Below are 26,377 nucleotides of genomic sequence, written 5' to 3' on the forward strand. Positions count from 1 at the left end.
GCCGCCATAGGCGCTGTACACTGGCGCCATGCACCCGGAGGAACTGCTCGAGCGCGGCGTGGAGCGGTTGCGCCCGTTCTTCGACGGGCTCGGGTTCCGGTACGCCTTCCTGGAGACGGTCGAGGGATCGGGGGGCGTCGCCGCGCGGGGCGAGTTTCGCCGCGGGCGGTGCTTCGTCGGGCTCCACGTCCGTGGGGCGCTCGGCATCGTCGAGTACGGCCTGGACGGCACGCCCTACGTTCCCGTGCGCCACCGCGACGTCGTCGCGCGCCTCGGGGTCGAGCGGGAGGCGATGTTTCCAGGCTTCGGCGACGACCCGCTGACGAACTTCGACCTGCTTCTGAGCGATCTCGAGCGGTTCGTGCGCCCGCTCCTCGCGGACGAGGAGACGCTCCGCGCGCTACTCGCCACGCCGACCCCGGAGCGCAGCGGACACCTGCCCTAGCCCATGAACGGCGAGGCCGGCCGCGCGGGTGCGCGACCGGCCCCGGAGTCTTCCGAGCGGCGGAGGCTAGGCCTGCGCGGCGGCGCCGGCGGACGGCGCCTCGGGCTTGGGGCCGCCGGGCTTGGCGAGGAACTCCTCGGGGTGCTCGAGCACCAGCGCCTCGCGCAGCACCTCGTCGGCGTGGTCCACGGGCACGATCTGCAGCTTCTCGCGGACGCGGCGCGGGATCTCGCGGATGTCCTTCTGGTTCTCCTTCGGGATGAGGACCTTCTTGATGCCGCCGCGGTGGGCGGCGAGGACCTTCTCCTTCAGGCCGCCGATGGGGAGCACGCGGCCGCGCAGGGTGATCTCGCCGGTCATGGCCACGTCCTTGCGGACGGGGATCCGGCAGAGCGCGGAGACGAGCGTCGTCGCCATGGTGATGCCGGCGGACGGGCCGTCCTTGGGGATGGCGCCCTCGGGCACGTGGACGTGGATGTCCACGTTCTCGAGGAACCGCTTGTCGAGGCCGAGCAGCTCGGCGCGCGAGCGCACGTAGCTCATGGCGGCCTGCGCGGACTCCTGCATCACCTCGCCGAGCTTGCCGGTGATGGTGAGCTTGCCCTTGCCGGTGATGGTGAGCTTGCCCTTGCCGGGCATGACCTGCGCCTCGACGGTGAGCAGCTCGCCGCCGAGCTCGGTCCAGGCGAGGCCGGTGGTGAGGCCGACCTGGTCCTGCTCCTCGGCGGTGCCGTAGCGGTAGCGCGGCGGGCCCAGGTACTTCTGCACCATCCGCTCGGTCACCACGTACGTCTTGCCGTCCACCTGCCCGGTCTTCAGCACGTCCTTCGCGATCTTCCGGCAGATCGCGCCGATCTCGCGCTCGAGCGAGCGGACGCCGGACTCCTTGGTGTACTTGTGCACCAGGGCCCGCATGGCGCTGCGCTTGAACTCCACCGGCACGTGCTCGAGCCCGTTGACCTCCTTCTGCTTCGGGATCAGGTACCGCTGGGCGATGGAGAGCTTCTCCAGGTCGGTGTAGCCGGCGAGCCGGATCACCTCCATGCGGTCCTGCAGCGGCAGCGGGATGCCCGCCATGGTGTTCGCCGTGCAGATGAACATGACCTTGGAGAGGTCGTAGTCGAGATCGAGGTAGTGGTCGTTGAAGTTGAAGTTCTGCTCGGGGTCGAGCACCTCGAGCAGCGCGGCCGACGGGTCGCCGCGGAAGTCGGTGGACATCTTGTCCACCTCGTCGAGCAGGAACACCGGGTTGCCGGAGCCCGCCTTCTTCAGCGACTGGATGATCTTGCCGGGCAGCGCGCCGATGTACGTGCGGCGGTGGCCGCGGATCTCGGCCTCGTCGCGCACGCCGCCGAGGCTGATGCGCACGAAGCGGCGGTTCATGGAGCGGGCGATCGACTTCGCGAGCGAGGTCTTGCCCACGCCCGGCGGGCCGACGAAGCAGAGGATGGGGCCGCGGATCCGGTCCACCAGCTTCTGGACCGCGAGGTACTCGATGATCCGCTCCTTGGGCTTCTTCAACCCGTAGTGATCCTCGTCGAGGACCTTCTCGGCCTCGGGGATCTCGAGCTTGTCCTCGGTGTAGTCGTACCAGGGGAGCGAGAGGATCCAGTCGATGTAGTTGCGGACCACCGTGGCCTCGGCGCTCATCGGGCTCATCATCTTGAGCTTCTTGAGCTCCTTCTTGGCCTTGAGGGTGGCCTCCTTCGACATCTTCTTGTTCTTGATCTTCTCCTCGAGCTCCTGGATCTCGTTCTTGAACTCGTCGCGCTCCCCGAGCTCCTTCTGGATCGCCTGCATCTGCTCGTTGAGGTAGTACTCCTTCTGCGTCTTCTCCATCTGCTTCTTGACGCGCGTCCGGATCTTCTTCTCGACCTGCAGGATCTCGATCTCGCCCTGCATCAGCTCGTAGAGCTTCTCCAGCCGCTTGGCCGGGGACTCGGTCTCGAGGATCGACTGCTTGTCGTTCAGCTTGAGCGAGAGGTGCGCGACGATGGTGTCGGCGAGCCGCGCCGGATCGTCGATGGACGACACCGAGGTCAGCATCTCCGGCGGGATGCGCTTGTTGAGCTTGACGTAGGCCTCGAACGTCGAGTGCACGGAGCGCATCAGCGCCTCGAGCTCGACGGTGCGCTCGCTCTCCTCCTCGATGTCCTCCGCCTCGACCACCAGGAACTTGTCGGACTCGAGGAAGCGGCGGACGCGGGCGCGCTGCTTGCCCTCGACCAGCACCTTCACGGTGCCGTCGGGCAGGCGGAGCAGCTGGATGATCGAGCCGACGGTCCCGACCGCGAAGATGTCGTCGGCGGCGGGCTCGTTCGTCTTCGCCTTCTTCTGCGCGCAGAGGAGGATGGCCTTGTCGTGCGCCATGGCCTCCTCGAGTGCGGCGATCGACTTCTGACGGCCGACGAACAGCGGCACCACCATGTGGGGAAACACGATGATGTCGCGGAGCGGGAGGAGCGGCAGCGTGCGGCTCTTCTTCCCGTCCTTCTTCCCGTCGTCGTTGCGCGAGAAAATGGGCACGGTGGTCAGGCTCCTTGGTGGCCCCGGAGCAGCCCGTCGAGGCCGGTGAGAGACTAACACTTAACATCCGGGCCGCCCCCGTTCTTCGGGACCGCACTCAGGTTTCGCACCGGCGGGGCTCCCCCGCCCGCCCGCGCTCTTGTCGGGCGTCCCGCACCCCGCTACAAGCCGGGACCCATGCCCTTCGAACAGGTGGCCGCGCGCGTGCGCCGCGGCGAGATCGGCCGGCGTACCTTCGTCTGCACCCCCTTCGGGCGCAGGCTCGTGACCTACGCGGACCTGACCGCCACCGGGCGGGCGCTCGCGCCAGTGGAGGCGCTGGTCGCCGCGGCGCGGCCCCTCTACGCGAACACCCACACGGCCATCTCCACCACCGGGCGAGTGACCACCCGGCTACGCGAGTCGGCGCGGGAGGCGATCGCACGCGCGGTCAACGCGGGCCCGGACGACGTGGTGCTGTTCGTGGGGAGCGGCGCCACGTCCGCCGTCAACAAGCTCGTCGGCCTGCTGGGCCTGCGCATCTCCGAGCCGCTGGAGCGCGCGTACGGCCTCTCGCGGCACGTCCCGCCGGACGAGCGGCCGGTCGTGCTGGTCTCGCCCTACGAGCACCACTCGAACCAGCTCCCCTGGCTCGAGTCGGTGGCCGAGGTGGTGGAGGTGGACCTGGACGCCGACGGCCAGGTGGACCTGGCCGACCTCGACCGGAAGGCGGCCCGGTACGCCGGGCGCCCGCTGCGCGTGGGCGCGTTCTCGGCGGGCTCCAACGTGACCGGCGCGCTCACCGACGTGCGCGCGGTCGCGCGCGTGCTCCACCGCCGCGGGTTCCTGGCCTGCGCCGACTACGCCGCGGCCGGCCCGTACGTCCCCATCGACATGCACCCGGCCGACGCGGACGAGCGGCTCGACGCCATCGTCGTGTCCACCCACAAGTTCGCGGGCGGGCCGGAGGGCTCCGGGATCCTGGTGGCGCACCGCGAGCTGTTCCGCAGCCGCACGCCCGAGCGGCCCGGCGGCGGCACCGTCGAGTACGTGGCGGCGTTCGACCGGCTCTCGGTGGACTACACCGAGCGGCTCGCGGAGCGCGAGGAGGGCGGCACGCCCGACATCCTCGGCGACGTGCGCGCGGGGCTCGCGTTCCTCGTGAAGGAGGCGCTCGGCCCCGAGGCGATCCTCGCCCACGAGACCGCGCTCGCCGAGCGCGCCATGGCGCGCCTGCGCCGGCACCCCCGCATCCGGCTCTACGGCCCGGCGCACGGGCCCCGCCTGCCCATCCTCTCGTTCAACGTGGAGGGGCTGCACCACGACTTCGTGTCGGCGCTGCTCGACCACCTGTTCGGCATCCAGAACCGCGCCGGCTGCTCGTGCGCCGGACCGTACGGGCACCGGCTGCTGGGCATCGGCCCGGAGCGCTCGTCCGAGCTCCGCCGCGCCATCGCGCTCGGCGTGCTGGCGCTGAAGCCGGGCTGGGTCCGGATCTCCCTGCCCTACACCGCCACCGAGGACGAGATCGAGTTCCTGCTCGAGGCGGTGGAGCTGGTGGCGGACCACGGCGAGGCGTTCCTGCCGCTCTACCGGCTGGGCTGGGGCGACGGGATGTGGCGGCCGCTGGACGCTGCGCCGGCGGACCCCGTCGCGGTGGAGCTGACGGTGGAGGCGGTGCGCGCGGCGCTCCTGCGCGAGGAGCCGCCGGCGCCGCCGGCGGAGGAGCCGGTGACCGAGGCGCAGGCGGCGGCGCTCCGCCGCGACTACCTGGACGAGGCGCGGCGGCTCGCGACGGAGCTCGAGGCCCGCCACGCCGGCCAGCCGCTGCGGTGGAACCCGCCCACCGGCGACGCGTTCGTGGACCGGCTGGTCTGGTTCCGCTACGTGCACGCGGAGCGCTGACCCTCGCCGGCGGGCCGGAACGCGAACGGGCCCGGCCGAGGCCGGACCCGCGCGTGCTGCACCGCCGCGACGGAGCGCCTAGGCCGACTCCGCCTCCTTCTGCATCACCACCAGCGGCGCCTCGTGCTTGTCGACGACGTCCTCGGAGATGACGATCTCCCGGACGTTCCGGCGACTCGGCACGTCGTACATGATGTCGAGCATCGCGTTCTCGAGGATGGCGCGCAGGCCGCGGGCGCCGGCCTTGTTCTTCATGGCGGCGCGGGCGATGGCCACCAGCGCGCCGTCGGTGAACTTGAGGTTCACCCCGTCCATCTCGAGCAGCTTCTTGTACTGCTTCACCAGCGCGTTGCGCGGCCGCGTGAGGATGTCCACCAGCGCCGGCTGGTCGAGCTCCTCCAGGCTGGTGATGACCGGCAGGCGGCCCACGAACTCGGGGATCATCCCGAACTTGAGCAGGTCGTCCGGCTCGACCATGGCGAGCAGCTCGCCCACGTTCTTCTCGGTCTTCGACTTCACGTCGGTGCCGAAGCCGAGGCTGCGCCCGCCGGAGCGCCGCTCGATGATCTGCTCCAGCCCGCAGAACGCGCCGCCGCAGATGAACAGGATGTTGGTCGTGTCGACCTGCAGGAACTCCTGCTGGGGATGCTTGCGGCCGCCCTTCGGCGGGACGTTCGCGACCGTGCCCTCGATGATCTTGAGCAGCGCCTGCTGCACGCCCTCGCCGGACACGTCGCGCGTGATCGACGGGTTCTCGCTCTTGCGGGCGATCTTGTCGATCTCGTCGATGTAGACGATGCCCTTCTGCGCCCGCTCGATGTCGTGGTCGGCGGCCTGCAGCAGGTTGACGATGATGTTCTCGACGTCCTCGCCGACGTAGCCCGCCTCGGTGAGGGTGGTGGCGTCGGCGATGGTGAACGGGACGTTGAGGATCTTGGCGAGCGTCTGCGCGAGCAGCGTCTTGCCGGAGCCGGTGGGGCCGAGCAGGAGGATGTTCGACTTCTGCAGCTCGACGTCGTCGATCGAGACGCGGCTCTCGATGCGCTTGTAGTGGTTGTGGACCGCGACCGCGAGCGTCTTCTTGGCCCGCTCCTGGCCCACCACGTACTCGTCGAGGATGGTCTTGATCTCCGACGGGCGCGGCACCCGCAGCTTCTGCTCGCGCTTCTCCTCGCCGGCGATCTCCTCGGCGATGATGTCGTTGCAGAGCCCGATGCACTCGTCGCAGATGTAGACGGTCGGCCCCGCGATGAGCTTCTTCACTTCCTTCTGCGACTTGCCGCAGAAGCTGCAGCTCAGCGTCTCGCGCTTCTCCACGTGCCACCTCCGGTTCGCGAGCCCGCTTCCTCGGCTGCTTCCCCTGGTGAGGATGCCCTCCGGCGCCTCGCCTCTTCCTTCATCTTACTGTGGCTTCTTCTCCGCCGCCTTCTTGTGCAGGAAGACGTCGTCGATCAGCCCGTATTCCTTCGCCTCTCCGGCGCTCATGAAGTAGTCCCGCTCGGTGTCCCGCTCGATCCGCTCGATCGGCTGGCGGGTGTGCCGGGCCATGATCTCGTTCAGCTTGGCCTTGAGGCGGAGCGCCTCCTTGGCCTGGATCTCGATGTCGGTGGCCTGCCCCTGGAAGCCGCCGGAGAGCTGGTGGATCATGATGCGCGCGTTCGGCACCGCGAAGCGCTTGCCGGCCGCGCCGCCCGCGAGCAGGAACGCGCCCATGCTGGCGGCCTGCCCGAGGCAGATGGTGGACACCTGGGGCTTCACGTACTGCATGGTGTCGTAGATGGCGAGGCCCGAGGTCACCGAGCCGCCCGGGCTGTTGATGTAGAGGTTGATGTCCTTGTCCGGGTCCTCGGACTCGAGGAACAGGAGCTGGGCGATGATGACGTTCGCGACGTCGTCGTCGACCGGCGTCCCCAGGAAGATGATCCGGTCCTTCAGCAGCCGCGAGTAGATGTCGTAGCTGCGCTCGCCGCGGTGGGTCTGCTCGACCACGTACGGCATGGGGATGTAGGGCATCGCGGGTCTCCGGCGTTCGCTACTGCTGGATGGTTGCGGCGGAGGAGAGCAGCGACAGCGCCTTCTCCTCCCTGATCCTGTTCTTTAGCGCCTCGCGCGCGTCCTTGCCGCGCGTCTGCTGCTGGACCTTCGCCAGGGGCATCCCCAGCTCGTCCGCGATGCGGGCCGCCTCGGCCTCCAGGTCCTCCTCGGTGACCTCGATCTTCTCGGCGTCCGCGATGGCCTCGAGCAGCAGGGCGCCGCGCACCTGGAGGAGCGCCTGCTCGCGCAGGTCGGCGCGCATGCGCGACACGTCGAGCTGGAGCTGGCGGATGTCGATCCCCTGGCGGGCGAACCGCTCGGCCGCGCCCTCGAGCATGGTGTCGATGGCGCGCTCCACCAGCGCCGGCGGCACCTCGAACTCGTTCCGGGCCAGCGCCGCCTTCACCAGCGCGTCCTTCAGCTCCGACTCGGCGCGCCGCTTCTCGCGCTTCTCCAGGTCGGACCGGATCCGGGCGCGCAGCGCGTCCAGGGTCTCGACGCCCTCGATGCCCAGGTCCTTGGCGAGCGCGTCGTCGAGCGACGGCGCCTGGCGGGCCTTCAGCGCCTTCAGCGTGACCTTCATGTGCGCCGTCTTGCCGCGCAGCGCCTCGTCGCGGTGGTCGGCCGGGAACGGCTCGTCCAGCTCGACGACGTCGCCGATCTTCTTGCCCTTCAGGGCCTCGACGTTGCCTTCGGTGATCGGACCCGGCGCCACCTTGACGGTCACTCCCTCGGCCGTGCTGCCGTCGAACGGCTTCCCGTCGATGGTGCCCTCGTGATCGATCACCGCCCAGTCGCCCTCCTGGGCCTCGAAGCGCCCCTCGACGGGCACGAGCTGGGCCATCGAGTCCTGGATCTTCGTCAGCTCGCCGGAGACCGCCTCGTCGGTGACCTCGGGCGGCTTCCGCGTCACCTCGAGGCCCTTGTAGTCCTTGGGCTCGAGCTTCGGCTTCACCTCGACGCGCGCCGAGTAGCGCATGGGCTTCCCCTCGGCCACACCGTCGGTGATGGAGACGCTGGGCGGCGCCACCACCGGCAGCGACTCGACCCGGACCGCCTCGGTGAACGTCTCGGTGACGATCCGCTCGGCGACCTCGCCCTCCACCTCGGCCTTGAACTGGCGCTCCAGGACCTTGCGCGGCGCCTTGCCGGGCCGGAAGCCGCGCAGCTTCACCCGGCGCGACAGGCTGGCGTACGCGCGATCGAGCTCCTTCGCGACGCGATCGGGGTCCACCTCGATGGTGACCTTCCGCTCGACGGGGGAGACCGTTTCGACCTGGATCTTCATGTCCTGTTCGACCTTTGCGGGTGTGTGGGCGGGGAAATCGGCTAGTGCTACGTGCCCGCCGGTGGCGGGTCAAGGGTGAAGTGGGCGGGGAGGGGCTCGAACCCTCATGCCTTGCGGCACTGGATCCTAAGTCCAGCGCGTCTGCCAGTTCCGCCACCCGCCCCCGGGCGCCTCTTTACCATGCTCGCGAGGACGGGGAGCCGCGTCCTGTAGTACACAGAAACGCGTGGAGTCGCACCACGACCACGCCCCCGACGACCCCTGCCTGCCCGCCTGCCCGGGCTGGGCGCAGGGCGCGCTCGAGCTGTTCGCGCTGCAGCGGCGCTACGGCGAGATGCTCGAGGCCTGCCGCAACGCCTCGGCCATCGAGTGCGTGATCGTGGCGCCGGCCGCGCCCGCGGTGGAGATCCCCGAGTACCTCCACGAGGAGGAGCTGGTCCGCGTGAACCTGGTCGTCGGCCGGGACACGCCGGAGGTGCTCCTCGACGAATGGGGGATCCGCTGCAACCTGACGTTCCGCGGGCGCCGCTTCGACTGCGCGTTCCCGTGGCCCTCGGTGCTGGCGGGGATCCTCAAGCCACCCGAGCGGAAGCGGCCCCGCTTCGGCGTGATCCAGGGCGGCAAGAAGGACTAGCGCCCCCCGGCCTCCCTCGGCCGGAGCACCACCACGTGGTTGCGGAGCGCGCCGCCGCCCCAGCGGGCGTCCACCGCGCCGTCGTACACGCCCAGGTCCTCGACCCGGAAGCGCCGCGCCAGCTCCGGCGCGAGCACCCGGTCCGGCGGCTCCGAGGTCATGAGCAGCAGCGGCGGCGCCACCGGCGGCTCGGGCCGCTCGCGCGGATCCCAGGCGTGGATCTCCCGCCCGCTCGCCCAGATCACCTCGATGAACTTGCCGGTGACGTCGCCGGCGCGGAAGAACGGCACGCCGGCGAGGTCGGCCCGCTGGCGGAGCTCGCCGTAGGGCCGGTAGCCGGGGTTGCGCGTGATGATGGCCGGGACCTGGCCGAGCACCAGCACGCAGGCGGCGGCCACCATCCCCACCATCCCGCCCCACATCGCCAGCGGCCGGAGGCGGAGCCCGGCGTGCGCGAGCAGCGCGGCGAGCGCCCAGAACACCGCCGCCACCGCGACGAGCAGCGGCCAGCCGGGGCTGGCGCCGCGGGCGCGGAGCGCGAGCCAGAGCGCAGGCGGGACCGCGGCGGCGATGGCGGCCATGAGCCAGGCGTTCGCCCGGACGATGGCGCGATCGGCGCGGGTCTCGACGCCGGCCCGGAACGCGTCGGCGAGCGCGCGCACGTAGACCGCGGTGAGGAGCGCCATGGGCACCAGCACCGGGAGCAGGTAGCGCTCCTTCTTCTCCGGGAAGAGCGACAGGAGCACCACGCCGGTCCAGATCCAGGCGGCGAGCAGCCGGTAGTCGGCGAGGCGCGCCACGCGGCGGCGCGCGTACGGGAACACCAGCGCCGCGGTGGCGAGCACCGCCCACACGCCGGACTGGGCGGTGAAGCTCCAGTACTGCCAGAACGGCCGCACGTTCCGGTTGATCCAGGCGGTGGACTCCTTCTGCGCGACGTGCGCGGAGGCCTCGGGCCGGGTCAGCCAGGCGTAGGCCGGCCACGCCGCGCTCGCGGCGAGCGCGACGACGATCGTGAGGAGCAGCGGGCGCCAGGCGGCGCGGTACGGCGCCACGCCGGACGAGAGCGTCCGCGCCACCAGGTACGGGAGCAGGAGCGAGAAGAAGGAGACCGGGCCCTTCGAGAGGAAGGAGAGGCCCATGAGCAGGCCGGCGGCGGCGAAGCTCGGGAGCCGGCCGGCGGGGCGCGCCAGGCCGCGGTGCAGCTGCCAGATCGCGCCCAGCATGAACGCGTGGCAGAAGATGTCCCAGGTGATGTCCCGGGCCATGAAGAACACGTAGAACGAGGTGGCGGCGGTGCCGGCGGCGAGGAACGGCGCGAGCCGGTCGCCGGTGAGCTCGCGCGCCAGCAGCCACGCGAACGCGACCAGCAGCGCGCCGGCCAGCGCGGCGGGCAGGCGCAGCCGCCCGAGGTCCTCCTCGCCGAACGCGTCCATGGCGACGGCGGTGGCCCAGGTCGGCAGCGGTGGCTTCTCCAGCCGCGGCTCGCCGTTCATGGTGGGCAGCAGCCAGTTGCCCTTCTCGAGCATCTCGCGCGCGGTGGTGAGGTTGCGCGACTCCATGATGTTCGCGGTGAGCGCGCCGGCGTTCACCACGAACGTGCAGGCGCAGAGCGCGGCGAGCAGCAGGAGCTGGGCCCGCCCGCCCAGGCCGGGCGGGCCGGCGCGACCGGGCGCGGCGCTCATGCGGCGGGGTGGCGCCGGGTGCGCAGGCCCAGCACCAGGTTGCGGGAGTAGGCCACCGCGCCGCCGGCCTGCCCGAAGAACAGCACCGGATCGCGACGGAACACCGAGTACACGAGGATCATGGTGGAGCCGACCAGGCTCACCACCCAGAAGCCGTTCGAGAACACCGACTCCTTGCGCGACTCCGAGTCGATCCACTGCATCACGAAGCGGAACGTGAACACCACCTGGCCCACCGAGCCCCACACCTTGAGCCAGAGCGGGATCTCCACGTTGCCGAGGATGTCGCGCAGGTTGCCGGGGGCGCTGGAGACGAGGTACGCGACGCTCAGCACCGGGACCAGGTAGGCGGCCCACCGGAACGGCGCGCTCACGGTCATCCACCGCTGCTGCAGGTGCAGGTTCCGGATGTAGATGAAGTAGACGATGAGCTGCCCGAGGACGATGGCGAAGTCCTTGCGCAGGATCCCGTAGACGAAGAACAGGATCCCGCCGAGCAGGCTGAGCTGCCAGAAGACCACCGGCGAGATGGGCTTGCCGGCCTTCTCGGAGTGGAACCACTGCACCAGCATCCTGGCGGCGAACAGGAGCTGGGCGGTGAACCCGACGGCGAAGATCCAGAGGTGGCTCGCGGTCATCCCTTTTTCGCGATCTCGTAGCGGATGTAGCGGCTCCGCATCCAGCGGTAGGCGAACAGGTCGGCGGTGGGGCCGAGCAGCCGGTTCCAGAGGTGGTACTTCGACTCGCCGGCGACGCGCGGGAAGTGGCGCACCGGCACCTCCTTCACCTTGCCGCCGTCGAGCTGCACGAGCGCCGGGAGGAAGCGGTGCATCCCCTTGAAGAACGGGATGCGGCGGGCCACGTCGGCGCGGATCACCTTGAGCGGGCACCCGGTGTCGCTGGCGCCGTCGTGGGTGAACGAGCGCCGGATGGCGTTGGCGATGCGCGAGGACAGCTTCTTCACCAGCGTGTCCTTGCGCTTCACCCGGACCCCGGTGACGAGCTCGTGGTCGGCCGCGAACGGCATGAGCAGGTCGAAGTCGTCGGGCGAGGTCTGCAGGTCGGAGTCGATGTAGCCGGCCCAGCGCGTCTCCACGTGGTCGAAGCCGGCCTTGAGCGCGGCGCTCAGGCCGGAGTTGCGCGCCAGGTGGACGAAGTGGAAGCGCGGGTCCGCGGCGCAGAGCGCCTCGATCATCTGGCCGCTGCGGTCGCGCGAGCCGTCGTTCACGAACAGGATCTGCGCCGGCGTGGAGGTGCGGTCGAGGTACGCGGTCAGCTCGCGGCCGACGCGCTCGAGGTTGTCCTCCTCGTCGAAGACAGGGACGATGACGGTGAGCGTGGGATCCATGGGCCTCGGCTTCCGGGGACGGGGCGGGCTACCGGCGATCGGCCGAGGCGCGCGCGCCCGGCTCGCCCCCGGGTGCGGCGGCCTCGCCGGGGCGGGCGGCCGGGCCGCGGATGGCGGCGGCGTTGAGGGGGAAGAGCAGGATCATCGCGAACAGCCAGGTGGCGCCGAACTCGAGCAGCTCGTCCCGCTCGCGCGACGGCACCAGCGCGATGAACGCGAACGTCGCCACCACGGCGATCACCTGGCGGACGCGGGGAACGGGCACGGCCCACGCGTCCACCAGCCGCGCGAACGCCGCCCGGCGCCGGTACGCCCAGGGGAGCACCAGCAGGAACAGCGCGGCGGCGACCGTGAAGAGCTGGGAGAAGACCAGCTTGTTCACCTTCACGCTGCCGACCACCAGGTTGTGGAGGTTCGTCTCGTGCTGCGCGTTGTGGCTCTGGAAGAACTCGGGGCTCTGGATGCCGAGGAGGCGCTGGCCCCAGCTGATCTCCTCGCCCGCCGCGAAGAAGCAGAGCAGCGTGAGGCCGATCCAGGTGAGGCGGTGGAGGCCCGGGTTGCCCGCGCCCGGACGCCGCGCGGTGACCGCTGCGACGGCGGCGCCGACCAGCAGCGCGATGGCGGTGGCCCACTCGATGGGGCCGTCCTCCACGGCGTAGACCTGCTCGAACCAGTGCACGTCCACGATCGCCGCCGCCAGGCCGACCAGCAGGCCCACGGCGACGAGGACGTAGACGGCGAGCTCCAGGGGGTGACGCGTGTCGGTGTCCACGTGCGAATCCTGCTGCGAGGGTGAGGGGCGGGCGCGCCGCCCTGCCGCAGCGCGCCGGATACTACGTCGGCCCCCTGCCCGGATCCACGTCGGCGGGGCCCGGGGCCCGGCGGCCCGGGGGCCGCTGCGAGGCAGGCCCCGGATAGACGAAAACCCCTGGGGTCGCCAGGGGTTTCGAGTGAGCGCGGAAGGAATCGAACCTTCAACCTATGGATTAAGAGTCCATTGCTCTGCCAGTTGAGCTACGCGCCCGATGCATCTCGGGATGGCCGAGGGGCGCCGTATTAGCAGCGTCCCGGTGGGCTGTCAACGACCTCCGGCGCCTCATCGTCTGCGCGCCGAAGGTCTCGCAGTCAGCGCGCCCGGAGGGATTCGAACCCCCGACCCGCGGCTTAGAAGGCCGCTGCTCTATCCAACTGAGCTACGGGCGCGTACGTCGAAGGTCGCCTTGCCCGCGGACCGAGGATCTACGGGGGCCAGTGACGGCCCCCGGGCCCCCGGCCAACTGAGCTACGGGCGCGTACGTCGAGGGTTGCCTTGCCCGCGGACCGAGGATCTACGGGGGCCAGTGACGGCCCCCGGGCCCCCGGCCAACTGAGCTACGGGCGCGTACGTCGAAGGTTACTTGCCCGCGGGCCGAAGGAGCGCGGAACGGTCCGGCGCCTCGGGTGAAAAAGTGGGTGAGTAAAGGGGCTCGAACCCTTAACCCCCGGATCCACAGTCCAGTGCTCTACCGATTGAGCTATACTCACCGTAAATCATCATCAGCGCGCCCGGAGGGAATCGAACCCCCGACCTGCGGCTTCGAAGGCCGACGCTCTATCCAACTGAGCTACGGGCGCGAAACTTCGAAACGCGACCTTGCCCGCGACCCGGAGGATCTCCGGGGGCCAGTGTTGGCCCCCGGGCCCCCGGCCAACTGAGCTACGGGCGCATGAAGGAGCCGCACCCGGCCATCACCATTGCTGTCAAAGAGTCGGGGCGGCCGGATTCGGACCGGCGACCTCCTGCGCCCAAGGCAGGCGCGCTACCAGGCTGCGCTACGCCCCGGAACACCTGCGGTGGCGCCGAGCGCCCCTGAGCCGATCCGAGAACGCCCGTCTCTAGCCGACCCGCCGCCGTCCCGTCAAGCGCCGCGAGCGGCGAGCGTGGCGAGCAGCGGGAGCAGCCTGCGGAAAGCCTCACCTCGGTGGGAGAGGGCGTCCTTCTCCTCCGGCGTGAGCTCGGCCATGGTCCGCCCGCGGGTCCCCTCCCCGGCCTGGAGCTCCGCGGCCGGAATGAACAGCGGGTCGTACCCGAAGCCGCCCTCCCCCCGGCGCGCTCGGCCGATGCGCCCCGAGCACGTCCCGGTGACGGTCCCGACCAGCGTCCCGTCCGGCCGGGCGAGCGCCAGCACCGCCTCGTACCGCGCGCCACGGCGCGGGTCGGGGAGCCCGGAGAGCGCTGCCAGCAGCTTGTCGTTGTTCCGCTCGTCCCGCGCCGCCCGCCCCGCCACCGGCCCCAGCTCCACCTCGGCCACGCCCGCCAGCTCGCACACCGGGCTGGCCGGCCCCTCCGGCTCGAGATCGGACCAGCGGGCGGAGTGCACCCCCGGCGCCCCGCCCAGCGCGTCCACGCACAGGCCGGAGTCGTCGGCGAGCGCGTGCAGCCCCGACCAGCGCGCCCAGGCGATCGCCTTCTTCTCGGCGTTCGCCTGGAACGTCGCCCCGTCCTCCACCACCTCCGGCAGCGGCCGGCCGAGGTCGTCGGGCGAGACCACCCGCACCGCCAGGCCCGCCACCAGCCGGCGCAGCTCGCGCAGCTTCCCGGGGTTCGTGGTGCCGAACAGCAGGTCCACGGGGCTCACGGCGTGCGAAGCGCCGCCTCCTGGAGCTCCTTCAGGCGCGACAGGCCGGCCAGCGCGGCGTCGAGCATCCGGTCCAGCTCGGCGCGCGGGAACGGCTTGCCCTCGGCGGTGCCCTGGACCTCGACCAGCGCGCCGTCGCCGGTCGCGACCACGTTCATGTCCACCTCGGCGGTGGAGTCCTCGTCGTAGTCGAGGTCGAGGTGCACCTGCCCCGCGACGATCCCCACCGACACCGCCGCCACGCTGCGCTTCACGGGGTCCTGCGCGAGCTGCCGGCGCTTCTGGATCCCGCGCACCGCCTGCACGAGCGCCACGTAGGCGCCGGTGATGGCGGCGGTGCGGGTGCCGCCGTCGGCCTGGATCACGTCGCAGTCGAGCGTCACGGTGCGCGGCCCGATGGCGCGCAGGTCCACCGCGGCGCGCAGCGCCCGCCCGACCAGCCGCTGGATCTCGAGGGTGCGCCCGGTCTGCTTCCCGCGGGCCGCCTCGCGCTGCATGCGCTCGTGCGTGGAGCGCGGCAGCATGCCGTACTCGGCGGTCACCCAGCCTGCGCCGGTGCCGTACACGTGCGGCGGGACCTTCTCGTCCACCGAGGCGGTGCACAGCACGTGGGTGTCGCCGAAGCGCACCAGGCAGGAGCCCTCCGCGTGCTTGGAGACGCGGGGCTCGAGGAGGATGGGGCGGAGGTCGAGCTCGCCGCGGCCGTTCTTTCGCATGGCGGCGGGATTAGCACGGGCGCGCCGGGCGCGCCACGCCCACGGGGCGTCCCGGACGGCGGGGGCTAGCGGCTCGCCCGGACCGTCTGGGCGCGGTAGGCGGCGATCCCCTCGACGATCGCGCCCGCCACCTGCTCCTGGTAGGCCGCGCTGCGCAGCCGGTCGCCCTCGGCCGGGTGCGAGATGAACCCGACCTCCAGCAGCACCGCCGGCATGCGCGCCCCGGCGAGCACGTAGAACGGGGCCTGCTTCACCCCGCGGTCCTCCGCCCCGAGCGCCTGGACCAGCCGCTCCTGCACCGCGTACGCGAGGCGGGACGATTGCTGCAGCGCCGCGGTGTCCTCGAGGTCGCTCAGGATGGCGGCGACCGGATCCGACGGGTCCAGCTCGGGCTCGCCGGCCAGCCGGTCGGCGTTCTCGCGGGCCGCCACCGCCGTGGCGGAGGCGTCGCTCGCGTCGGCCGACAGGAAGTACGTCTCGATGCCGTGGGAGGCGCGGCGCGCCTCGGCGGTGGGCATCGAGTTCAGGTGGATGGAGACGAACAGGTCGGCGCGGATCGCGTTCGCGAGCGCGGCGCGCGCGGCGAGCGGCACCGACGCGTCGGCGGCGCGGGTGAGCACGGCCTTCGCGCCGAGGCGCTTCAGCCGGGCCGCCACGCGCCGGGCGATCTGGAGCGTCAGCTCCTTCTCGCGGTCCCCGCGCGGCGAGACGGCCCCCTCCTGCTCGCCGCCGTGGCCGGGATCGATCACGGCGACGAAGCTCGGCCCGCGGGTGGCGGAGAGCGCGATCAGCGCGGCGGCGAGGTGCGCGAGCACGGCCGCGGATTGTAGCAGAGGCTAGGGGACGAGCTCGATCCGCGGCGGGTCGCCGGGGAGCACCTCTCCCACCTCGACGGCCGCGACGCCGGCCGCCCGGAGCGCCTCGAGCACCGCCCCGGCCCGGGCGCCGTCCACCGCCGCGAGCAGGCCGCCGTTGGTCTGCGCGTCGGCGAGCACCGCCGGGAGCGCCTCCGCCACCCCGGGCGCCACCCGCAGCGCGGGCATCACCCAGGCCAGGTTCGCCTTCGAGCCGCCCGGCAGCACGTCCTTGGCGGCGAGGTCGAGCACGCCCGGGAGCACCGGCACCGCGCCGGCGTGGAGGCGCAGCGCGACGCCCGAGCCCTCCGCCATCTCCCAGGCGTGGCCGAGCAGGCCGAAGCCGGTGACGTCGGTGAGCGCGCGGACCGCGCCGCTCTCCGCCAGCGCCTCGCCGGCGGCGCGGTTCAGCGCGGACATGACCTCGACGGCCGCGTCGATCATCGGGGCCGGCGCGATGCCGCGCTTGATGGCGGTCGTGATGATGCCGGAGCCGAGCGGCTTGGTGAGGAGCAGGCGGTCTCCCGGCCGCGCGCCCACGTTGCGGAGGACGCGGTCCGGGTGGACGAGGCCGGTCACGGCCATGCCGTACTTGGGCTCGGGATCGTCGATGCTGTGGCCCCCGACCACCGGCGCGCCCGCGAGCCGGGCCGTCTCGGCGCCGCCGCGCAGCACCTCGCCCAGCATCTCCATGGGCAGCGTCTTCACCGGCCAGGCGACCAGGTTGAGCGCGAACAGCGGCCGCGCGCCCATGGCCCAGATGTCGGAGAACGCGTTGGCCGCGCCGATGCGGCCGAACCAGTACGGGTCGTCCACCACCGGCGTGAAGAAGTCCACCGTCTCGACCACCGCGCGCTCGGCGTCGAGCGCGTACACGGCCGCGTCGTCGCGGGTCGAGTGGCCGACCAGCACCCTGGGATCGTCGACGGCCGGGAGGCGGCGCAGGACCTGCGCCAGATCCGCTGGGCGGATCTTGCAGGCTCAACCCGCCCCGTGGCTCAGGCTGGTCAGCCGCACCGTCTTGTCGGCCTCGCTCATGCCCCGGACATATCGTCCCCGCCGTCCCGCGGCAACGCTGCCGAGCGAAGGCCCGTGGGGCCCCGCGAAGCTCCGCTCCGTGGCGCGGGGCGCAGCCCCGTACGCGCGGCGCAGCCGCGCCCGCGGGGACCTCGCGCGCACCCGCGTCAGCGGGCGCGCGAGGTCACGGGACCCGCGCAGCAGGGTGGGGGCCCCGCGGAGCTCCGCTCCGTGGGGCGGGGCGCAGCCCCGTTACGATTGCCCCGCCGCGAGTTGGAGGTACATCTCGGCGTTGCGGTTGCCGGGCGAGATCTCCAGCACCCGCTGCCAGTGCCCCACCGCCTCGTCCTTGCGACCCACCGTGAACAGCGAGAGGCCCAGGTTGAGGCGCGCGAGCACGTAGCTCGGGGCCTGCCGGACCGCCTCCTCGTACTCGGCGATGGCCGCCTCGCGCTCCCCGGCGTCGCGCAGCGCGCCGGCGAGCTTCGCGCGGACGTCCACGAACGCCGGCCCGAGCGCGAGCGCCCGTCGGTACTCGGCGATCGCCTCGGCGTACAGGCCGGAGGAGAGGTACACGTCGCCGATGTCGGCGTACATGTTCGCGAGCTTGCCCTGCACGAAGCGATCGAGCTTGCCGTGCTGCGCGCCCGAGCGCGACAGCGCGTGGCGGTACGTCTCCTGCGCCTCGCGGTACTTGCCGGTGTCGTTGTACGTGACGGCGAGGTTCAGCGCCGCGTCGGTGTAGCCGGGGTTGATCCGGAGCGCCGCCTCGAAGGCGCGCAGCGCTTTCTGGTACTGCCCCTGGTCGTGGTAGATGACGCCGAGCATGTTGTACACGTCGGCGAACGACTGGTTCTGCTCGACGACCTCGGTCAGGTACTGCTCGGCGAGCCCGTAATCCTTCTTGAGGTAGTAGCCGCGTCCGAGCGCGAGGGCCTGCTTCAAGGTGTCTTCCATGGTCGGGGCCTCCCGGCGCGCGAGTCTACACCAGACCGCGGCCCGCCCCGAGCGGCCGTTCACCGGCCGCGCGCGCCGCGCGGACGCTCACAGCCCGTCCACGAACCGCCAGCGCTCGCCCTCGCGCGCGAGCACGTAGCGCGCGCGGCGGCGCTCCGCGGCGCGACCCTCCCGGACCAGCTCGTAGTCCTCGCCCACCTCGGCGCGGTCGCGCTCCACCCGGATCTGCCAGGCGGAGATCCGGACCCGCCCGCCCGCCGCGGCGGCGAGCTCGGCGCGGAGCCGCGCCCCCAGCGCCGCGGGGTCGCCGGCGTGGCCCTCGGCGACCAGCCGCTCCAGCGCGGCCGCGTCCCCCGCGTTCCAGGCGTCCTCGCGGCGGAACAGCGCCGTGAGCACGCCGCGCAGGCCGGCGAACTGCTGCCCGTCGCCGCACCAGAGCGCGATCGAGCAGCGGGTCATCGCGAACGCCTCGCGGCCGACGTAGGAGACCTCGGCGTGCTCGTCGCGCCAGGTCACCCGGCCGTCCGCCTCCACGATGGCCAGCACCGAGGCGCGATCGCCGTCCACCTGGACCGCGACCTCGGCGAAGCGGACCGGGACCAGCTCGGCGGTGCCGCCGGACTTGAAGCCGTAGACGTCGTTCAGGTGCGCGCGCTCCTGGTGACGGAGCGCCTCGCGCACCTGCGTCTCGGGGCTGGCGGCGGAGATGGCGAGGTCGGCGCCGGCGATCCGGTCCCAGTAGCGCCACAGCAGCAGCGCCGCGGCGGCGGCGAGCGCCAGCGGGACGAGGTAGGGGGCGCCGACCTTCGCGGCGCGGGCGCGCCGGCGGGCGGCGCGGGAGCCGGGGGAGAACGGCGGGGGGCGCGCCGGCGGCGGCGCGGGCGGCTCAGCGGATCGAGGCAAGGAGCTTCTCGGCCTCGGCCCGGCGCGCGTCGCCCGGGTGCTTCACGATGAGCGTCTGGAGCGCCTTCCGGGCGCGGTGCTTCTCGTCCATCTTCAGGCAGGCGCTGGCGAGCTTCCAGAGCGCCTCGGGCTCATGGGCCGAGCCCGGGTACTTGTCCACGAGCGTCTCGTACCGGCCCGCGGCGCCCGCCCAGCGCGAGCGCTTGTAGTAGTACTCGGCCACGTACCACTCGCGCGCCGCCAGCCGGGTCTGGGCCTCGGCCAGCACCTTCTTCGCGTCCGCCAGGTACTTCGACTGGGTCCGGGTCTGGACGAAGTCGGTCAGCACCTGCACCGCCTTCTCCGCCTGCCGCTGGTCCTTCTCCGACGCCGGCGGGAACAGCGCGAAGTCGCCGGGCGCGTCCTTGAAGTAGGCGAGGCCGGAGCGGTACTCCGCGTAGTCCACGTCCTCGTGGGTGGGGTGGAGCTGGACGAACTGCTTGTAGGCCTCGGCGGCCTCCAGGTACCGGTCCTGCTTGAACTTCACGTCGGCGAGGCGCAGCTCGGAGAGCGCCGCGAACTTCGAGAACGGGTACTTCGTCTTCACGAACTCGAAGAACTTCACCGCCTCGGTGAAGTTGTCCGCCTTCAGCTCGTCCATGCCGGCCTGGTAGTTCTCCTCGGGCGTCTTCCCGAGCTTCAGGCCGCCGGTGAAGGTGGTGTGCTTGGTGCCGCACGCCGCGAGGGCCACGGCGGCGGACAGGGCGGCGGCGAGGGCGAGGTTCCGGCGCATGGGGCCCGGAAGATAGCAGAGGCCCGGCCGGCGCGCAGTCGTTCCGGGGCGGCCCCGGGCTCAGTCCTGGTCCTCGTAGATCCCCAGGGCCCGGGCCACCACCGCCCCGGAGAAGCCCCGCCCGAGCAGGAAGCGCGACAGGCGGCGCCGCGCGGCCGCGTCGAGGTCCGCGAGCGGCCGCCCCCGCGCCCGGCGCTCCGCCAGCGCGCGGCACAGGGCCAGCTCGGCGGCGCGGGGATCCTCCCCCGCCTCGCCGGCCAGCGCCGCGGCCACGGCCGCCCGCGCCTCGCCCGCCCCGATCCCCTCCCCCACCAGCCGGCGCTCCGCCATCCGCGGCCCGAGCCTGCCGCCCGCGACCAGCGAGCGCGCCCGGGCCCGGGCGTAGGCGGCGTCGTCGAGGTAGCCCAGCCGGCGCAGCCAGGCCACGGTCTCGTCCGCCTCGGCCTCCAGGCCGTCGCGCGCCAGGCGCGCGCGGACCTGCGCCTCGGTGCGCATGCGGGACGCGAGCTGGCGGAGCGCGATCGCCTTGGCGCGCGCGAGCGGGGTCTGCCCGGGGGGCGGCACGGGGCGCGGCGCTAGAAGCGCTCGATCTGGAAGTCGTCGTCCGGCCCGCCCTGGCCGCCGGCGCGGGGCGCGGCGGGGGGCCGGGGGGCGGCGCCGGACGCGAGCCGCCCGAGCGGCGCGCCGGGCGCGGGGCGCGGCGCGGCGGGCTGGCCGGGCGCCGGCGCGCGGGCCGCGGGGCCCGCCTCGGCCGGCTTCTCGAAGGAGTCCCACTTCGAGTCGGAGGTGCCGCTCACGCCCGAGACGCGCAGCGCGAAGTCGTCCGGGTTGGTGGCCTGCCGGAGCGCCTCCTCGTAGCTGATGAGGCTCGAGCGGAGCAGCGCCATGAGCGACTGATCGAAGGTCTGCATCCCGTAGGTGGTGTGGCCCTGCGAGATGGCGTCGGTGATCTCCTTCGTCCGGTCCTTGTCCTCGATGAGCTCGCGGACGCGCCCCGTCGCGAGCAGCACCTCGATGGCCGGCACGCGCCCCTTCCCGTCGGCGCGCGGCACCAGGCGCTGCGAGATCACCGCCTTCAGCACCGAGCCGAGCTGCAGGCGGACCTGCTTCTGCTGGTACGGCGGGAACGCGGAGATGATGCGGTTGATGGTCTCGGTCGCGTCGAGCGTGTGCAGGGTGGACATCACCAGGTGGCCGGTCTCGGCCGCGGTGAGCGCGGTCTCGATGGTCTCGAGGTCGCGCATCTCGCCCACCAGGATGACGTCGGGGTCCTGCCGGAGCGCGCTCTTCAGCGCCTGCCCGAAGCTCATCGTGTCCACCCCGACCTCGCGCTGGTTCACGATCGAGCGCTTGTCGCGGATGAGGAACTCGATGGGATCCTCGATGGTCATGATGTGGCAGGTCTCGGTCGCGTTGATGTGGTCGATCATCGCCGCGAGCGTGGTGGACTTGCCGGAGCCGGTCGTGCCGGTGACGAGCACCAGGCCGCGCTGCTCGCCCGCCACCTTCTCCAGGATCTTGGGCAGCATGAGCTGCTCGATGCTCTGGATGCGGAACGGGATGACGCGGAGCACCACGCCGAGCGTGCCGCGCTGCTGGAAGACGTTCACGCGGAAGCGGCCGAGGCCGGGCACGCCGTAGGCGAGGTCCACCTCGTTCGTCTGCTTGAACTTCTCCTTCTGGTACTCGTTCATGATCCCGAAGCCCATCCGCGCGATCTCCTCGGGCGGCAGGCGGCGGGCGTCCTTCAGCGGCACCAGCGAGCCGTCGACGCGGAACATCGGCGGGAGGCCCGCCTTCAGGTGGATGTCCGAGGCGCCGGCGCGGAGCGCGACCTGCAGGATCTCGTTGAGTTCCATCGCGGTGCCGAGGGTAACATTCGTGATCCGGCGGATCCAATCGGACGGACCCCGGCGCGCGGCGCCTATGTAGGCGCGCGTGAGCGGCGCCCGGCCACCGGTTCGCCGCCGGCGTCCCCGCCCGGCCCGGCGCCCCGGCGCGCCGCCCGCGCCCGCCGCAGCACCTCGCGGAGCGCGTCGCGGCGGACGGCCGCCGACGCGGCGCCGACCGCGAGCAGCGTCAGCACCGTGGCGGCGTGCGTGAGCACCGCGAGCGCGGCCGCGTCCGCCGGACCGGCCCCGAGCCGGCGCGCGCCCAGGGCCGCGAGCGCGTAGTACACGCCGGTGCCCACCGGCAGCCCCGGGGTGAGCTGGCCGAAGGTGACGAGCGCGAGGATCACCGCGCCGCCGGCGAGCGGATCGGCGACCCCGAACGCGGCGAGCGGGAGCGCGTAGGCCGCCGCCGCGGCCACCGGCGGGAGCGCGCCGAGCGCGAGCGCGCGGGACAGCCGGGCCGGCGCCGCCAGGCCGCGGATCCCCTCGGCCCCGGCCGCGACCAGGCCGGCCCAGCGCGCGTGGCGCGGTGACAGCCGGCGGGCCGCGCCCGGGCCGAGTCGCGCCAGCGCCACCGCGGCGGAGGCCAGCGCCGCCACCGCCGCCGCGCCCGCGAGCGCGGCCCGGCCCGCCCCGCCTCCGCGCGCCGCCGCGGCCGCGGCGCCGAGCGCCACCACCGCCGCGAGCTCGAGCAGCTTCGCCACGAGCTGCGAGGACAGCGCCGCGCCGAACGGCCGCCCGGTGAACCGGGCCAGCAGCGCCGCCGCCGCCGCCGGCCCCAGCTTGCCCGGCACGGCGTTGTGCACGAGCGCCCCGAGCGCGGTGGCGTGGTAGGCGTCCGGCCAGCGGACCCGCGCCGGCGCGAGCGCCGCCCGCCACACCAGCGCGCGCAGCGCCGGCAGCGCGGCGGTGATCGCCGCGAACGGGACGAGCCAGCGGGCCTGGGCGGGGAGCTCGCGGGCGAACCCGGCCAGGTCGAAGCGCGGGACCAGCGCGGGCGCGCCGCCGCGCCACTCGGGCCGGAAGAACACCAGCCCGACGAGCACCGCCCCGCCCGCGGCGGCGGCCGCGAGCACCACTCCCCGTCCGGCGCCGCCCCGCTGCGACATGCCGGCAAGGTCGTCATCGCGCGAGCGCGGGCCCGGACCGCGGCCCCGTGCCCAACCTTCGGGCATGCGCCTGAGGACGGACGGAGTGCTGGCGAGCGCCTTCCCGCTGGCGCTCGGGGTGGCCCTGGGCGGCCACCTCTCCCGCCGGCTGCGCCGGCAGCAGCTCGCCCGGCGGTTCATCCGCCTGGCAGACGACGTGCCGCTCGACGTGCTGCTGGAGCGCGAGGTGGGCGTGCCGGTGCGGGAGGCGAACGAGGTCTCGCTGCTCGAGGACGGGTCGATCTTCGACGTGCTGGAGCGCGAGATCCGGACCGCGCGCGAGTCGATCCACATCTGCGAGTTCATGTGGCGCGGCACCGGCGACCCCTCCGAGCGGATCGGCCGCGCGGTGCTGGAGCGGCGCCCCGGCGTCGTCTGCCGGATCGTGCTCGACTGGTTCGGCTCGCAGCACTTCGACCCGGCGCTGGAGCGGCGGCTGGTGGCGAGCGGCTGCGCCATCCGGCGCCACGCGCCGCTGCCCGACCCGTTCCGCTGCAACCACCGGCGGGTGCTGGTGTTCGACGGGCGGACCGCGTTCGTGGGCGGCTTCGGGATCTGGAAGAGCTGGCTCGGGAACGGGGTGGGCGAGGAGGGCTGGCGCGACACGGCCGCCCGGGTGCGCGGCCCGGCGGTGGGCGACCTGCAGCGCGCCTTCGACGAGAGCTTCCAGGCGGCGGGCGGCCAGCCGCTCCCGGCCTCCGCCTACCCGCGCCTCGCGCCGGCCGGGCCGCACCGCGTGGCGGTGGTCGCGTCCACGCCCGCCTGGGCGCGCGCCACGCTGGCCGCGCGGATGAGCTACGCGCTGCTGGCGTCGGCCCGGCGCCGGCTGTGGATCGCGAACTCCTACTTCGTGCCGGATCGCTCGCTCCAGGACGTGCTGATCGCCCGTGCCCGGGCCGGGGTGGACGTGCGGGTGCTCGCGCCGGGACCGTGGCACGACGTGCCGCTCGTGCAGGCCGGGCAGCGCCGGACCTACCGGCGGCTGCTCGCGGGCGGCGTGCGCGTGTTCGAGTACGACGCGTCGATGATGCACGCGAAGACGATCCTCGCGGACGGCGCCTGCGCGATCGGCTCCACCAACATGGACTCGCAGAGCCTCTCGTTCCTGTGGGAGACGTCGATCGTGACCGACGCGCCCGAGGCGGCCGCCGGGCTCGCGCGGCGGTTCGGCCTGGACCTGACCCGCTCGTACGAGATCGAGCCCGGCGCCTGGCGGCGGCGGCCGAGGGCCATGCGCCTCCGCGAGGCCGGCGCCGCGGTGGCCGAGCCCTGGCTCTGAGCTGCGCGGCGGGCCCCGGACGCACGACGGCCGGCGCCGCGTCGCCGCGGGCCGGCCGTGGAGGTCCCGGAGGACGGAGCGGCTAGCGCTTGGAGAACTGGAAGCGCTTGCGGGCGCCCGGACGGCCGTACTTCTTGCGCTCGACGGCGCGCGCGTCGCGGGTCATGAAGCCGGCCTTCTTGAGCACCGGGCGGTACTCGGGGTTCAGCTCGACCAGCGCGCGGCTGATGCCGTGGCGGATCGCGCCGGCCTGGCCGGAGAGGCCGCCGCCGGCCGCGTTCACGAAGACGTCGAGCTTGCCCATCTGGTCGACGAGCTTCAGCGGCTCGACCAGGATCATCTTCGAGGTCTCGCGGCCGAAGTACTCGTCCATCGAGCGGCCGTTGATGGTGATGTTGCCCGTGCCGGGGACGAGCCGCACGCGCGCGACCGCCTCCTTGCGACGGCCGACGGTCATGTTCGCCTGGATAGCCATGTGCGATCGTCCTTACTGAGCGAGGCTCAGCGCCTCGGGCTTCTGCGCCGCGTGCGGGTGCGTGTCGCCCGCGTAGACCTTGAGCTTGGCGAGCATCTGCCGGCCGAGGTTGTTGCGGGGCAGCATGCGGCGGACGGCGTTCTCGATGATCTGCTCGGGGTGCCGCTCGCGGAGCTTGTTCATCGGCGTCTGCTTGGCGCCGCCCGGGTGCATGGTGTGCGTGAAGAAGACCTTGTCGGTCTCCTTGTTGCCGGTGAAGCGGACCTTCCCGGCGTTCACCACGACCACGAAGTCGCCGGTGTCCATCGAGGGGGTGTACGCCGGCTTGTGCTTGCCCTTGAGGATCGAGGCGATGCGGGTGGCGGCGCGGCCGACGGTGAGATCGGTGGCGTCGACGACCCACCACTTCCGACCGTTCAGGGCCTCTGCGCGGGTGGCGCTGTGCGTGGTGCCTTTGGACATGGATAAACCTGCGGAATCCCGAGTTTGGAAACGCGCCTTTTAGAGGACGCGTGCCCCGTTGTCAAGCGTGATCGGACCCCTGTCCTGGCACCCGGCACGCGAGCCGTGCCTCCAGCCGGAGGGGAGCGGAAAGCGCCGCGCAATCTAGCGGCTTCGGGGCTTCCCCACAAGACCTCGCTCGCCGTCCCGGCCGGCGGGCGCCGCGCGCGGCCGCGCGGCGCACGTTGGCCTGGGGGGAGGAGCGTATGGCCGATCGGCGGATCGGGGCGCTGGGCGCGGTGTTGCTGCTCGCCGCGTGCGGGGGCAGCGGGCGGAGCGGGGGGATGGCCGATCGGGGACCGGCGCCGCCGCCGGAGACGCCGCCGGCGAGCAACCCTCCCCCGACCGGCGGATCGAGCGCGCCCCCGGCGCGGCTCGCGGTGTCGTTCACCGGGACCGACTTCCGGTTCCTCGGGATCGGGGCCGACGGGACCGCGTACGCCACGAACCTCTCCGGGCCGCGGCAGATCCACGCCAGCGCCGACGGGCGCACCTGGACGCCGCGCGGTCCGACGCCGGGCGGGCGCGGCGTGCGCGTCCTCGCCGCCCTCTCCGGCGGTGCGCTGCTCGCCGACACGGCCGACGCGACCGGCCACGTGATCGCGCGCTCCGGCGACGGCGGCCGGACCTGGACCGACGTCCTGTCGCTCGGCGGGTACCGGATGCTCACCCCCGGGAGCGTGGCGGAGCTGGGTGGCGAGACGTTCCTGCTCGAGTACCAGTCCTTCACCGGCGACAGCGTGCCCATCCGCCTGTGGGCGAGCGCCGACGGCGGCGTCACCTGGTCGGTGCGCGCCGAGACCTCCGAGCACCGGCACGGGCACGGGCTGCTCGCCGACCCGGCCACGGGCGCGCTCTGGCTGTTCTACGGCGACCGGGTCGGCGGCACGTACCTCTCCTTCGACGGCGGCCGCACCCAGGCCCTGGTGCGAGGGCCGCTCGAGGGCGGCGTGCTGGTCCGCGCGGTGGCGACGCCCGAGGGGCTGCTCGGGGGGATCGACTCCCCGTTCACGCTGGTGGTCCCCCACGTGATCACGCTGTCGTTCGGCGGCGCGTACGAGGCGGGGTTCCGGCTGCCCGGCCCGAGCTACTCGGCGCTCGCGCTGCGCGGCGGCGGCTACCTGGTCGGCGCGGCCCGGGAGCCGGCCGGCGACGTGTACCCGGACGGCGACGTGTCGGCCCACCTGTTCGCGTCCGCCGACGGCGCCGCGTTCGACGAGGTGTTCGCCTGCGCGCGCCTCTCGCCGGACGCCACGGCGCGCGCCGACGCGAACTGGCAGCTCGCGAGCGGCGAGGTGGTGGTGGACGTCCTGAACTGCGAGGGCTTCGGGCCCGGCGGCGCGGGGTACGTGCTGCTCGCGCCCTCGGCCGGGCCCTGAGGGCGCGTGAGCGGGCGCGCCC

At 73.0% G+C, this 26,377-nt stretch carries 25 protein-coding genes and 6 tRNA genes; 5 read left to right on the plus strand and 26 right to left on the minus strand.

The window, feature by feature from the left end:
- Positions 1 to 28 precede the first annotated feature (28 nt).
- On the plus strand, positions 29 to 445 hold the full coding sequence (locus tag ANAEK_RS17255) for a hypothetical protein (protein WP_012527418.1): 417 nt from the start codon (positions 29 to 31) through the stop codon (positions 443 to 445).
- Between the two features lie 66 nt (positions 446 to 511).
- Here the strand turns inward: ANAEK_RS17255 and lon are convergent, their stop codons facing one another.
- The gene (lon, locus tag ANAEK_RS17260; protein ID WP_041454260.1) at positions 512 to 2,965 is read right to left on the minus strand and encodes an endopeptidase La; all 2,454 of its coding nucleotides are present in this window, start codon (positions 2,963 to 2,965) and stop codon (positions 512 to 514) included.
- A 183-nt stretch (positions 2,966 to 3,148) separates the two neighbouring features.
- On the opposite strand from lon, the gene ANAEK_RS17265 reads away from it, so the two are divergent.
- On the plus strand, positions 3,149 to 4,855 hold the full coding sequence (locus tag ANAEK_RS17265) for an aminotransferase class V-fold PLP-dependent enzyme (RefSeq protein ID WP_012527420.1): 1,707 nt from the start codon (positions 3,149 to 3,151) through the stop codon (positions 4,853 to 4,855).
- A 78-nt stretch (positions 4,856 to 4,933) separates the two neighbouring features.
- Here the strand turns inward: ANAEK_RS17265 and clpX are convergent, their stop codons facing one another.
- From clpX to ANAEK_RS17285, 4 genes are all read right to left on the minus strand, one after another.
- A complete protein-coding gene (clpX, locus tag ANAEK_RS17270; RefSeq protein WP_011422401.1) occupies positions 4,934 to 6,172 on the minus strand; it encodes an ATP-dependent Clp protease ATP-binding subunit ClpX in 1,239 nt (412 codons plus the stop codon).
- 84 nt (positions 6,173 to 6,256) lie between these two features.
- On the minus strand, positions 6,257 to 6,868 hold the full coding sequence (gene clpP, locus ANAEK_RS17275) for an ATP-dependent Clp endopeptidase proteolytic subunit ClpP (RefSeq protein WP_012527421.1): 612 nt from the start codon (positions 6,866 to 6,868) through the stop codon (positions 6,257 to 6,259).
- A gap of 19 nt (positions 6,869 to 6,887) precedes the next feature.
- A complete protein-coding gene (gene tig / locus ANAEK_RS17280; RefSeq protein ID WP_012527422.1) occupies positions 6,888 to 8,177 on the minus strand; it encodes a trigger factor in 1,290 nt (429 codons plus the stop codon).
- 81 nt (positions 8,178 to 8,258) lie between these two features.
- A tRNA-Leu gene (locus tag ANAEK_RS17285) sits at positions 8,259 to 8,340 on the minus strand.
- Between the two features lie 63 nt (positions 8,341 to 8,403).
- Between ANAEK_RS17285 and ANAEK_RS17290 the strand changes: the two genes are divergently transcribed.
- The gene (locus ANAEK_RS17290; RefSeq protein WP_012527423.1) at positions 8,404 to 8,811 is read left to right on the plus strand and encodes a hypothetical protein; all 408 of its coding nucleotides are present in this window, start codon (positions 8,404 to 8,406) and stop codon (positions 8,809 to 8,811) included.
- Here ANAEK_RS17290 and ANAEK_RS17295 read toward each other — a convergent pair.
- From ANAEK_RS17295 to ANAEK_RS17385, 19 genes are all read right to left on the minus strand, one after another.
- Positions 8,808 to 10,496 carry a glycosyltransferase family 39 protein gene (locus tag ANAEK_RS17295; protein WP_012527424.1) on the minus strand — a complete coding sequence of 563 codons (1,689 nt, stop codon included), beginning with the start codon at positions 10,494 to 10,496 and terminating at the stop codon, positions 8,808 to 8,810. The genes ANAEK_RS17290 and ANAEK_RS17295 overlap by 4 nt on opposite strands.
- On the minus strand, positions 10,493 to 11,134 hold the full coding sequence (locus ANAEK_RS17300; RefSeq protein WP_012527425.1) for a lipid-A-disaccharide synthase N-terminal domain-containing protein: 642 nt from the start codon (positions 11,132 to 11,134) through the stop codon (positions 10,493 to 10,495). Before ANAEK_RS17300 ends, ANAEK_RS17295 begins: the two co-directional genes overlap by 4 nt.
- Positions 11,131 to 11,844: a glycosyltransferase family 2 protein gene (locus tag ANAEK_RS17305; protein WP_012527426.1), complete on the minus strand. Its 714-nt coding sequence runs from the start codon at positions 11,842 to 11,844 to the stop codon at positions 11,131 to 11,133. The genes ANAEK_RS17300 and ANAEK_RS17305 overlap by 4 nt, the downstream gene beginning before the upstream one ends.
- Before the next feature lie 28 nt (positions 11,845 to 11,872).
- The gene (locus tag ANAEK_RS17310) at positions 11,873 to 12,616 is read right to left on the minus strand and encodes a hypothetical protein (protein ID WP_012527427.1); all 744 of its coding nucleotides are present in this window, start codon (positions 12,614 to 12,616) and stop codon (positions 11,873 to 11,875) included.
- A gap of 179 nt (positions 12,617 to 12,795) precedes the next feature.
- A tRNA-Lys gene (locus tag ANAEK_RS17315) sits at positions 12,796 to 12,868 on the minus strand.
- Between the two features lie 105 nt (positions 12,869 to 12,973).
- Positions 12,974 to 13,047, minus strand: a tRNA-Arg gene (locus ANAEK_RS17320).
- A 248-nt stretch (positions 13,048 to 13,295) separates the two neighbouring features.
- A tRNA-His gene (locus ANAEK_RS17325) sits at positions 13,296 to 13,368 on the minus strand.
- A gap of 16 nt (positions 13,369 to 13,384) precedes the next feature.
- Positions 13,385 to 13,458, minus strand: a tRNA-Arg gene (locus tag ANAEK_RS17330).
- Between the two features lie 134 nt (positions 13,459 to 13,592).
- Positions 13,593 to 13,666, minus strand: a tRNA-Pro gene (locus ANAEK_RS17335).
- A 76-nt stretch (positions 13,667 to 13,742) separates the two neighbouring features.
- Positions 13,743 to 14,462 carry a non-canonical purine NTP pyrophosphatase gene (locus tag ANAEK_RS17340; RefSeq protein ID WP_012527428.1) on the minus strand — a complete coding sequence of 240 codons (720 nt, stop codon included), beginning with the start codon at positions 14,460 to 14,462 and terminating at the stop codon, positions 13,743 to 13,745.
- The gene (gene rph, locus ANAEK_RS17345) at positions 14,459 to 15,178 is read right to left on the minus strand and encodes a ribonuclease PH (protein ID WP_012527429.1); all 720 of its coding nucleotides are present in this window, start codon (positions 15,176 to 15,178) and stop codon (positions 14,459 to 14,461) included. The genes ANAEK_RS17340 and rph overlap by 4 nt, the downstream gene beginning before the upstream one ends.
- A 65-nt stretch (positions 15,179 to 15,243) precedes the next feature.
- Positions 15,244 to 15,993, minus strand: a complete 750-nt coding sequence (locus ANAEK_RS17350) for an N-acetylmuramoyl-L-alanine amidase (RefSeq protein WP_012527430.1) — start codon at positions 15,991 to 15,993, stop codon at positions 15,244 to 15,246.
- A gap of 21 nt (positions 15,994 to 16,014) precedes the next feature.
- The gene (selD, locus tag ANAEK_RS17355) at positions 16,015 to 17,070 is read right to left on the minus strand and encodes a selenide, water dikinase SelD (RefSeq protein ID WP_012527431.1); all 1,056 of its coding nucleotides are present in this window, start codon (positions 17,068 to 17,070) and stop codon (positions 16,015 to 16,017) included.
- Positions 17,071 to 17,301: 231 nt separating this feature from the next.
- Positions 17,302 to 18,006 (minus strand): lipopolysaccharide assembly protein LapB, encoded by a 705-nt coding sequence (locus tag ANAEK_RS17360; protein WP_012527432.1) that lies wholly within the window; start codon positions 18,004 to 18,006, stop codon positions 17,302 to 17,304.
- An 87-nt stretch (positions 18,007 to 18,093) separates the two neighbouring features.
- Positions 18,094 to 18,909, minus strand: a complete 816-nt coding sequence (locus ANAEK_RS17365; protein WP_012527433.1) for a hypothetical protein — start codon at positions 18,907 to 18,909, stop codon at positions 18,094 to 18,096.
- Complete coding sequence (locus ANAEK_RS17370; RefSeq protein WP_012527434.1) at positions 18,893 to 19,681, minus strand: outer membrane protein assembly factor BamD; 789 nt, start codon at positions 19,679 to 19,681, stop codon at positions 18,893 to 18,895. The genes ANAEK_RS17365 and ANAEK_RS17370 overlap by 17 nt, the downstream gene beginning before the upstream one ends.
- A 60-nt stretch (positions 19,682 to 19,741) precedes the next feature.
- Positions 19,742 to 20,245, minus strand: coding sequence for a regulatory protein RecX (locus ANAEK_RS17375; protein ID WP_012527435.1), 504 nt, complete (start codon positions 20,243 to 20,245; stop codon positions 19,742 to 19,744).
- An 11-nt stretch (positions 20,246 to 20,256) separates the two neighbouring features.
- Complete coding sequence (locus tag ANAEK_RS17380) at positions 20,257 to 21,540, minus strand: type IV pilus twitching motility protein PilT (RefSeq protein ID WP_012527436.1); 1,284 nt, start codon at positions 21,538 to 21,540, stop codon at positions 20,257 to 20,259.
- A gap of 65 nt (positions 21,541 to 21,605) precedes the next feature.
- On the minus strand, positions 21,606 to 22,682 hold the full coding sequence (locus ANAEK_RS17385) for a lysylphosphatidylglycerol synthase domain-containing protein (protein WP_012527437.1): 1,077 nt from the start codon (positions 22,680 to 22,682) through the stop codon (positions 21,606 to 21,608).
- A gap of 64 nt (positions 22,683 to 22,746) precedes the next feature.
- Here ANAEK_RS17385 and ANAEK_RS17390 point away from each other — a divergent pair, with 64 nt between their 5' ends.
- Positions 22,747 to 24,000 (plus strand): phosphatidylserine/phosphatidylglycerophosphate/cardiolipin synthase family protein, encoded by a 1,254-nt coding sequence (locus ANAEK_RS17390; RefSeq protein WP_012527438.1) that lies wholly within the window; start codon positions 22,747 to 22,749, stop codon positions 23,998 to 24,000.
- An 82-nt stretch (positions 24,001 to 24,082) separates the two neighbouring features.
- On the opposite strand, the gene rpsI is transcribed toward ANAEK_RS17390, so the two are convergent.
- Entirely contained in the window at positions 24,083 to 24,475 is a 393-nt protein-coding gene (rpsI, locus tag ANAEK_RS17395) for a 30S ribosomal protein S9 (protein WP_011422420.1), read from the minus strand.
- Positions 24,476 to 24,487: 12 nt separating this feature from the next.
- Entirely contained in the window at positions 24,488 to 24,937 is a 450-nt protein-coding gene (gene rplM, locus ANAEK_RS17400; RefSeq protein ID WP_011422421.1) for a 50S ribosomal protein L13, read from the minus strand.
- A gap of 323 nt (positions 24,938 to 25,260) precedes the next feature.
- Between rplM and ANAEK_RS17405 the strand changes: the two genes are divergently transcribed.
- A complete protein-coding gene (locus tag ANAEK_RS17405; RefSeq protein WP_232288261.1) occupies positions 25,261 to 26,355 on the plus strand; it encodes a sialidase family protein in 1,095 nt (364 codons plus the stop codon).
- Positions 26,356 to 26,377: the final 22 nt, after the last annotated feature.

Source organism: Anaeromyxobacter sp. K, from assembly GCF_000020805.1.
In the GTDB taxonomy this organism is placed as follows: Bacteria; Myxococcota; Myxococcia; order Myxococcales; family Anaeromyxobacteraceae; genus Anaeromyxobacter; species Anaeromyxobacter dehalogenans.

Excerpts from the sequence above, each read along its gene's own strand:
- ANAEK_RS17380 (WP_012527436.1), bottom strand. The coding sequence starts at position 21,540 with ATGGAACTCAACGAGATCCTGCAGGTCGCGCTCCGCGCCGGCGCCTCG.
- ANAEK_RS17265 (WP_012527420.1), top strand. The coding sequence starts at position 3,149 with ATGCCCTTCGAACAGGTGGCCGCGCGCGTGCGCCGCGGCGAGATCGGC.
- ANAEK_RS17295 (WP_012527424.1), bottom strand. The coding sequence starts at position 10,496 with ATGAGCGCCGCGCCCGGTCGCGCCGGCCCGCCCGGCCTGGGCGGGCGG.
- rph (WP_012527429.1), bottom strand. The coding sequence starts at position 15,178 with ATGCGAAAGAACGGCCGCGGCGAGCTCGACCTCCGCCCCATCCTCCTC.
- ANAEK_RS17390 (WP_012527438.1), top strand. The coding sequence starts at position 22,747 with ATGCGCCTGAGGACGGACGGAGTGCTGGCGAGCGCCTTCCCGCTGGCG.
- rpsI (WP_011422420.1), bottom strand. The coding sequence starts at position 24,475 with ATGGCTATCCAGGCGAACATGACCGTCGGCCGTCGCAAGGAGGCGGTC.
- ANAEK_RS17300 (WP_012527425.1), bottom strand. The coding sequence starts at position 11,134 with ATGACCGCGAGCCACCTCTGGATCTTCGCCGTCGGGTTCACCGCCCAG.
- tig (WP_012527422.1), bottom strand. The coding sequence starts at position 8,177 with ATGAAGATCCAGGTCGAAACGGTCTCCCCCGTCGAGCGGAAGGTCACC.
- ANAEK_RS17370 (WP_012527434.1), bottom strand. The coding sequence starts at position 19,681 with ATGCGCCGGAACCTCGCCCTCGCCGCCGCCCTGTCCGCCGCCGTGGCC.
- clpP (WP_012527421.1), bottom strand. The coding sequence starts at position 6,868 with ATGCCCTACATCCCCATGCCGTACGTGGTCGAGCAGACCCACCGCGGC.
- ANAEK_RS17305 (WP_012527426.1), bottom strand. The coding sequence starts at position 11,844 with ATGGATCCCACGCTCACCGTCATCGTCCCTGTCTTCGACGAGGAGGAC.
- ANAEK_RS17360 (WP_012527432.1), bottom strand. The coding sequence starts at position 18,006 with ATGGAAGACACCTTGAAGCAGGCCCTCGCGCTCGGACGCGGCTACTAC.
- rplM (WP_011422421.1), bottom strand. The coding sequence starts at position 24,937 with ATGTCCAAAGGCACCACGCACAGCGCCACCCGCGCAGAGGCCCTGAAC.
- ANAEK_RS17405 (WP_232288261.1), top strand. The coding sequence starts at position 25,261 with ATGGCCGATCGGGGACCGGCGCCGCCGCCGGAGACGCCGCCGGCGAGC.
- ANAEK_RS17385 (WP_012527437.1), bottom strand. The coding sequence starts at position 22,682 with ATGTCGCAGCGGGGCGGCGCCGGACGGGGAGTGGTGCTCGCGGCCGCC.
- ANAEK_RS17255 (WP_012527418.1), top strand. The coding sequence starts at position 29 with ATGCACCCGGAGGAACTGCTCGAGCGCGGCGTGGAGCGGTTGCGCCCG.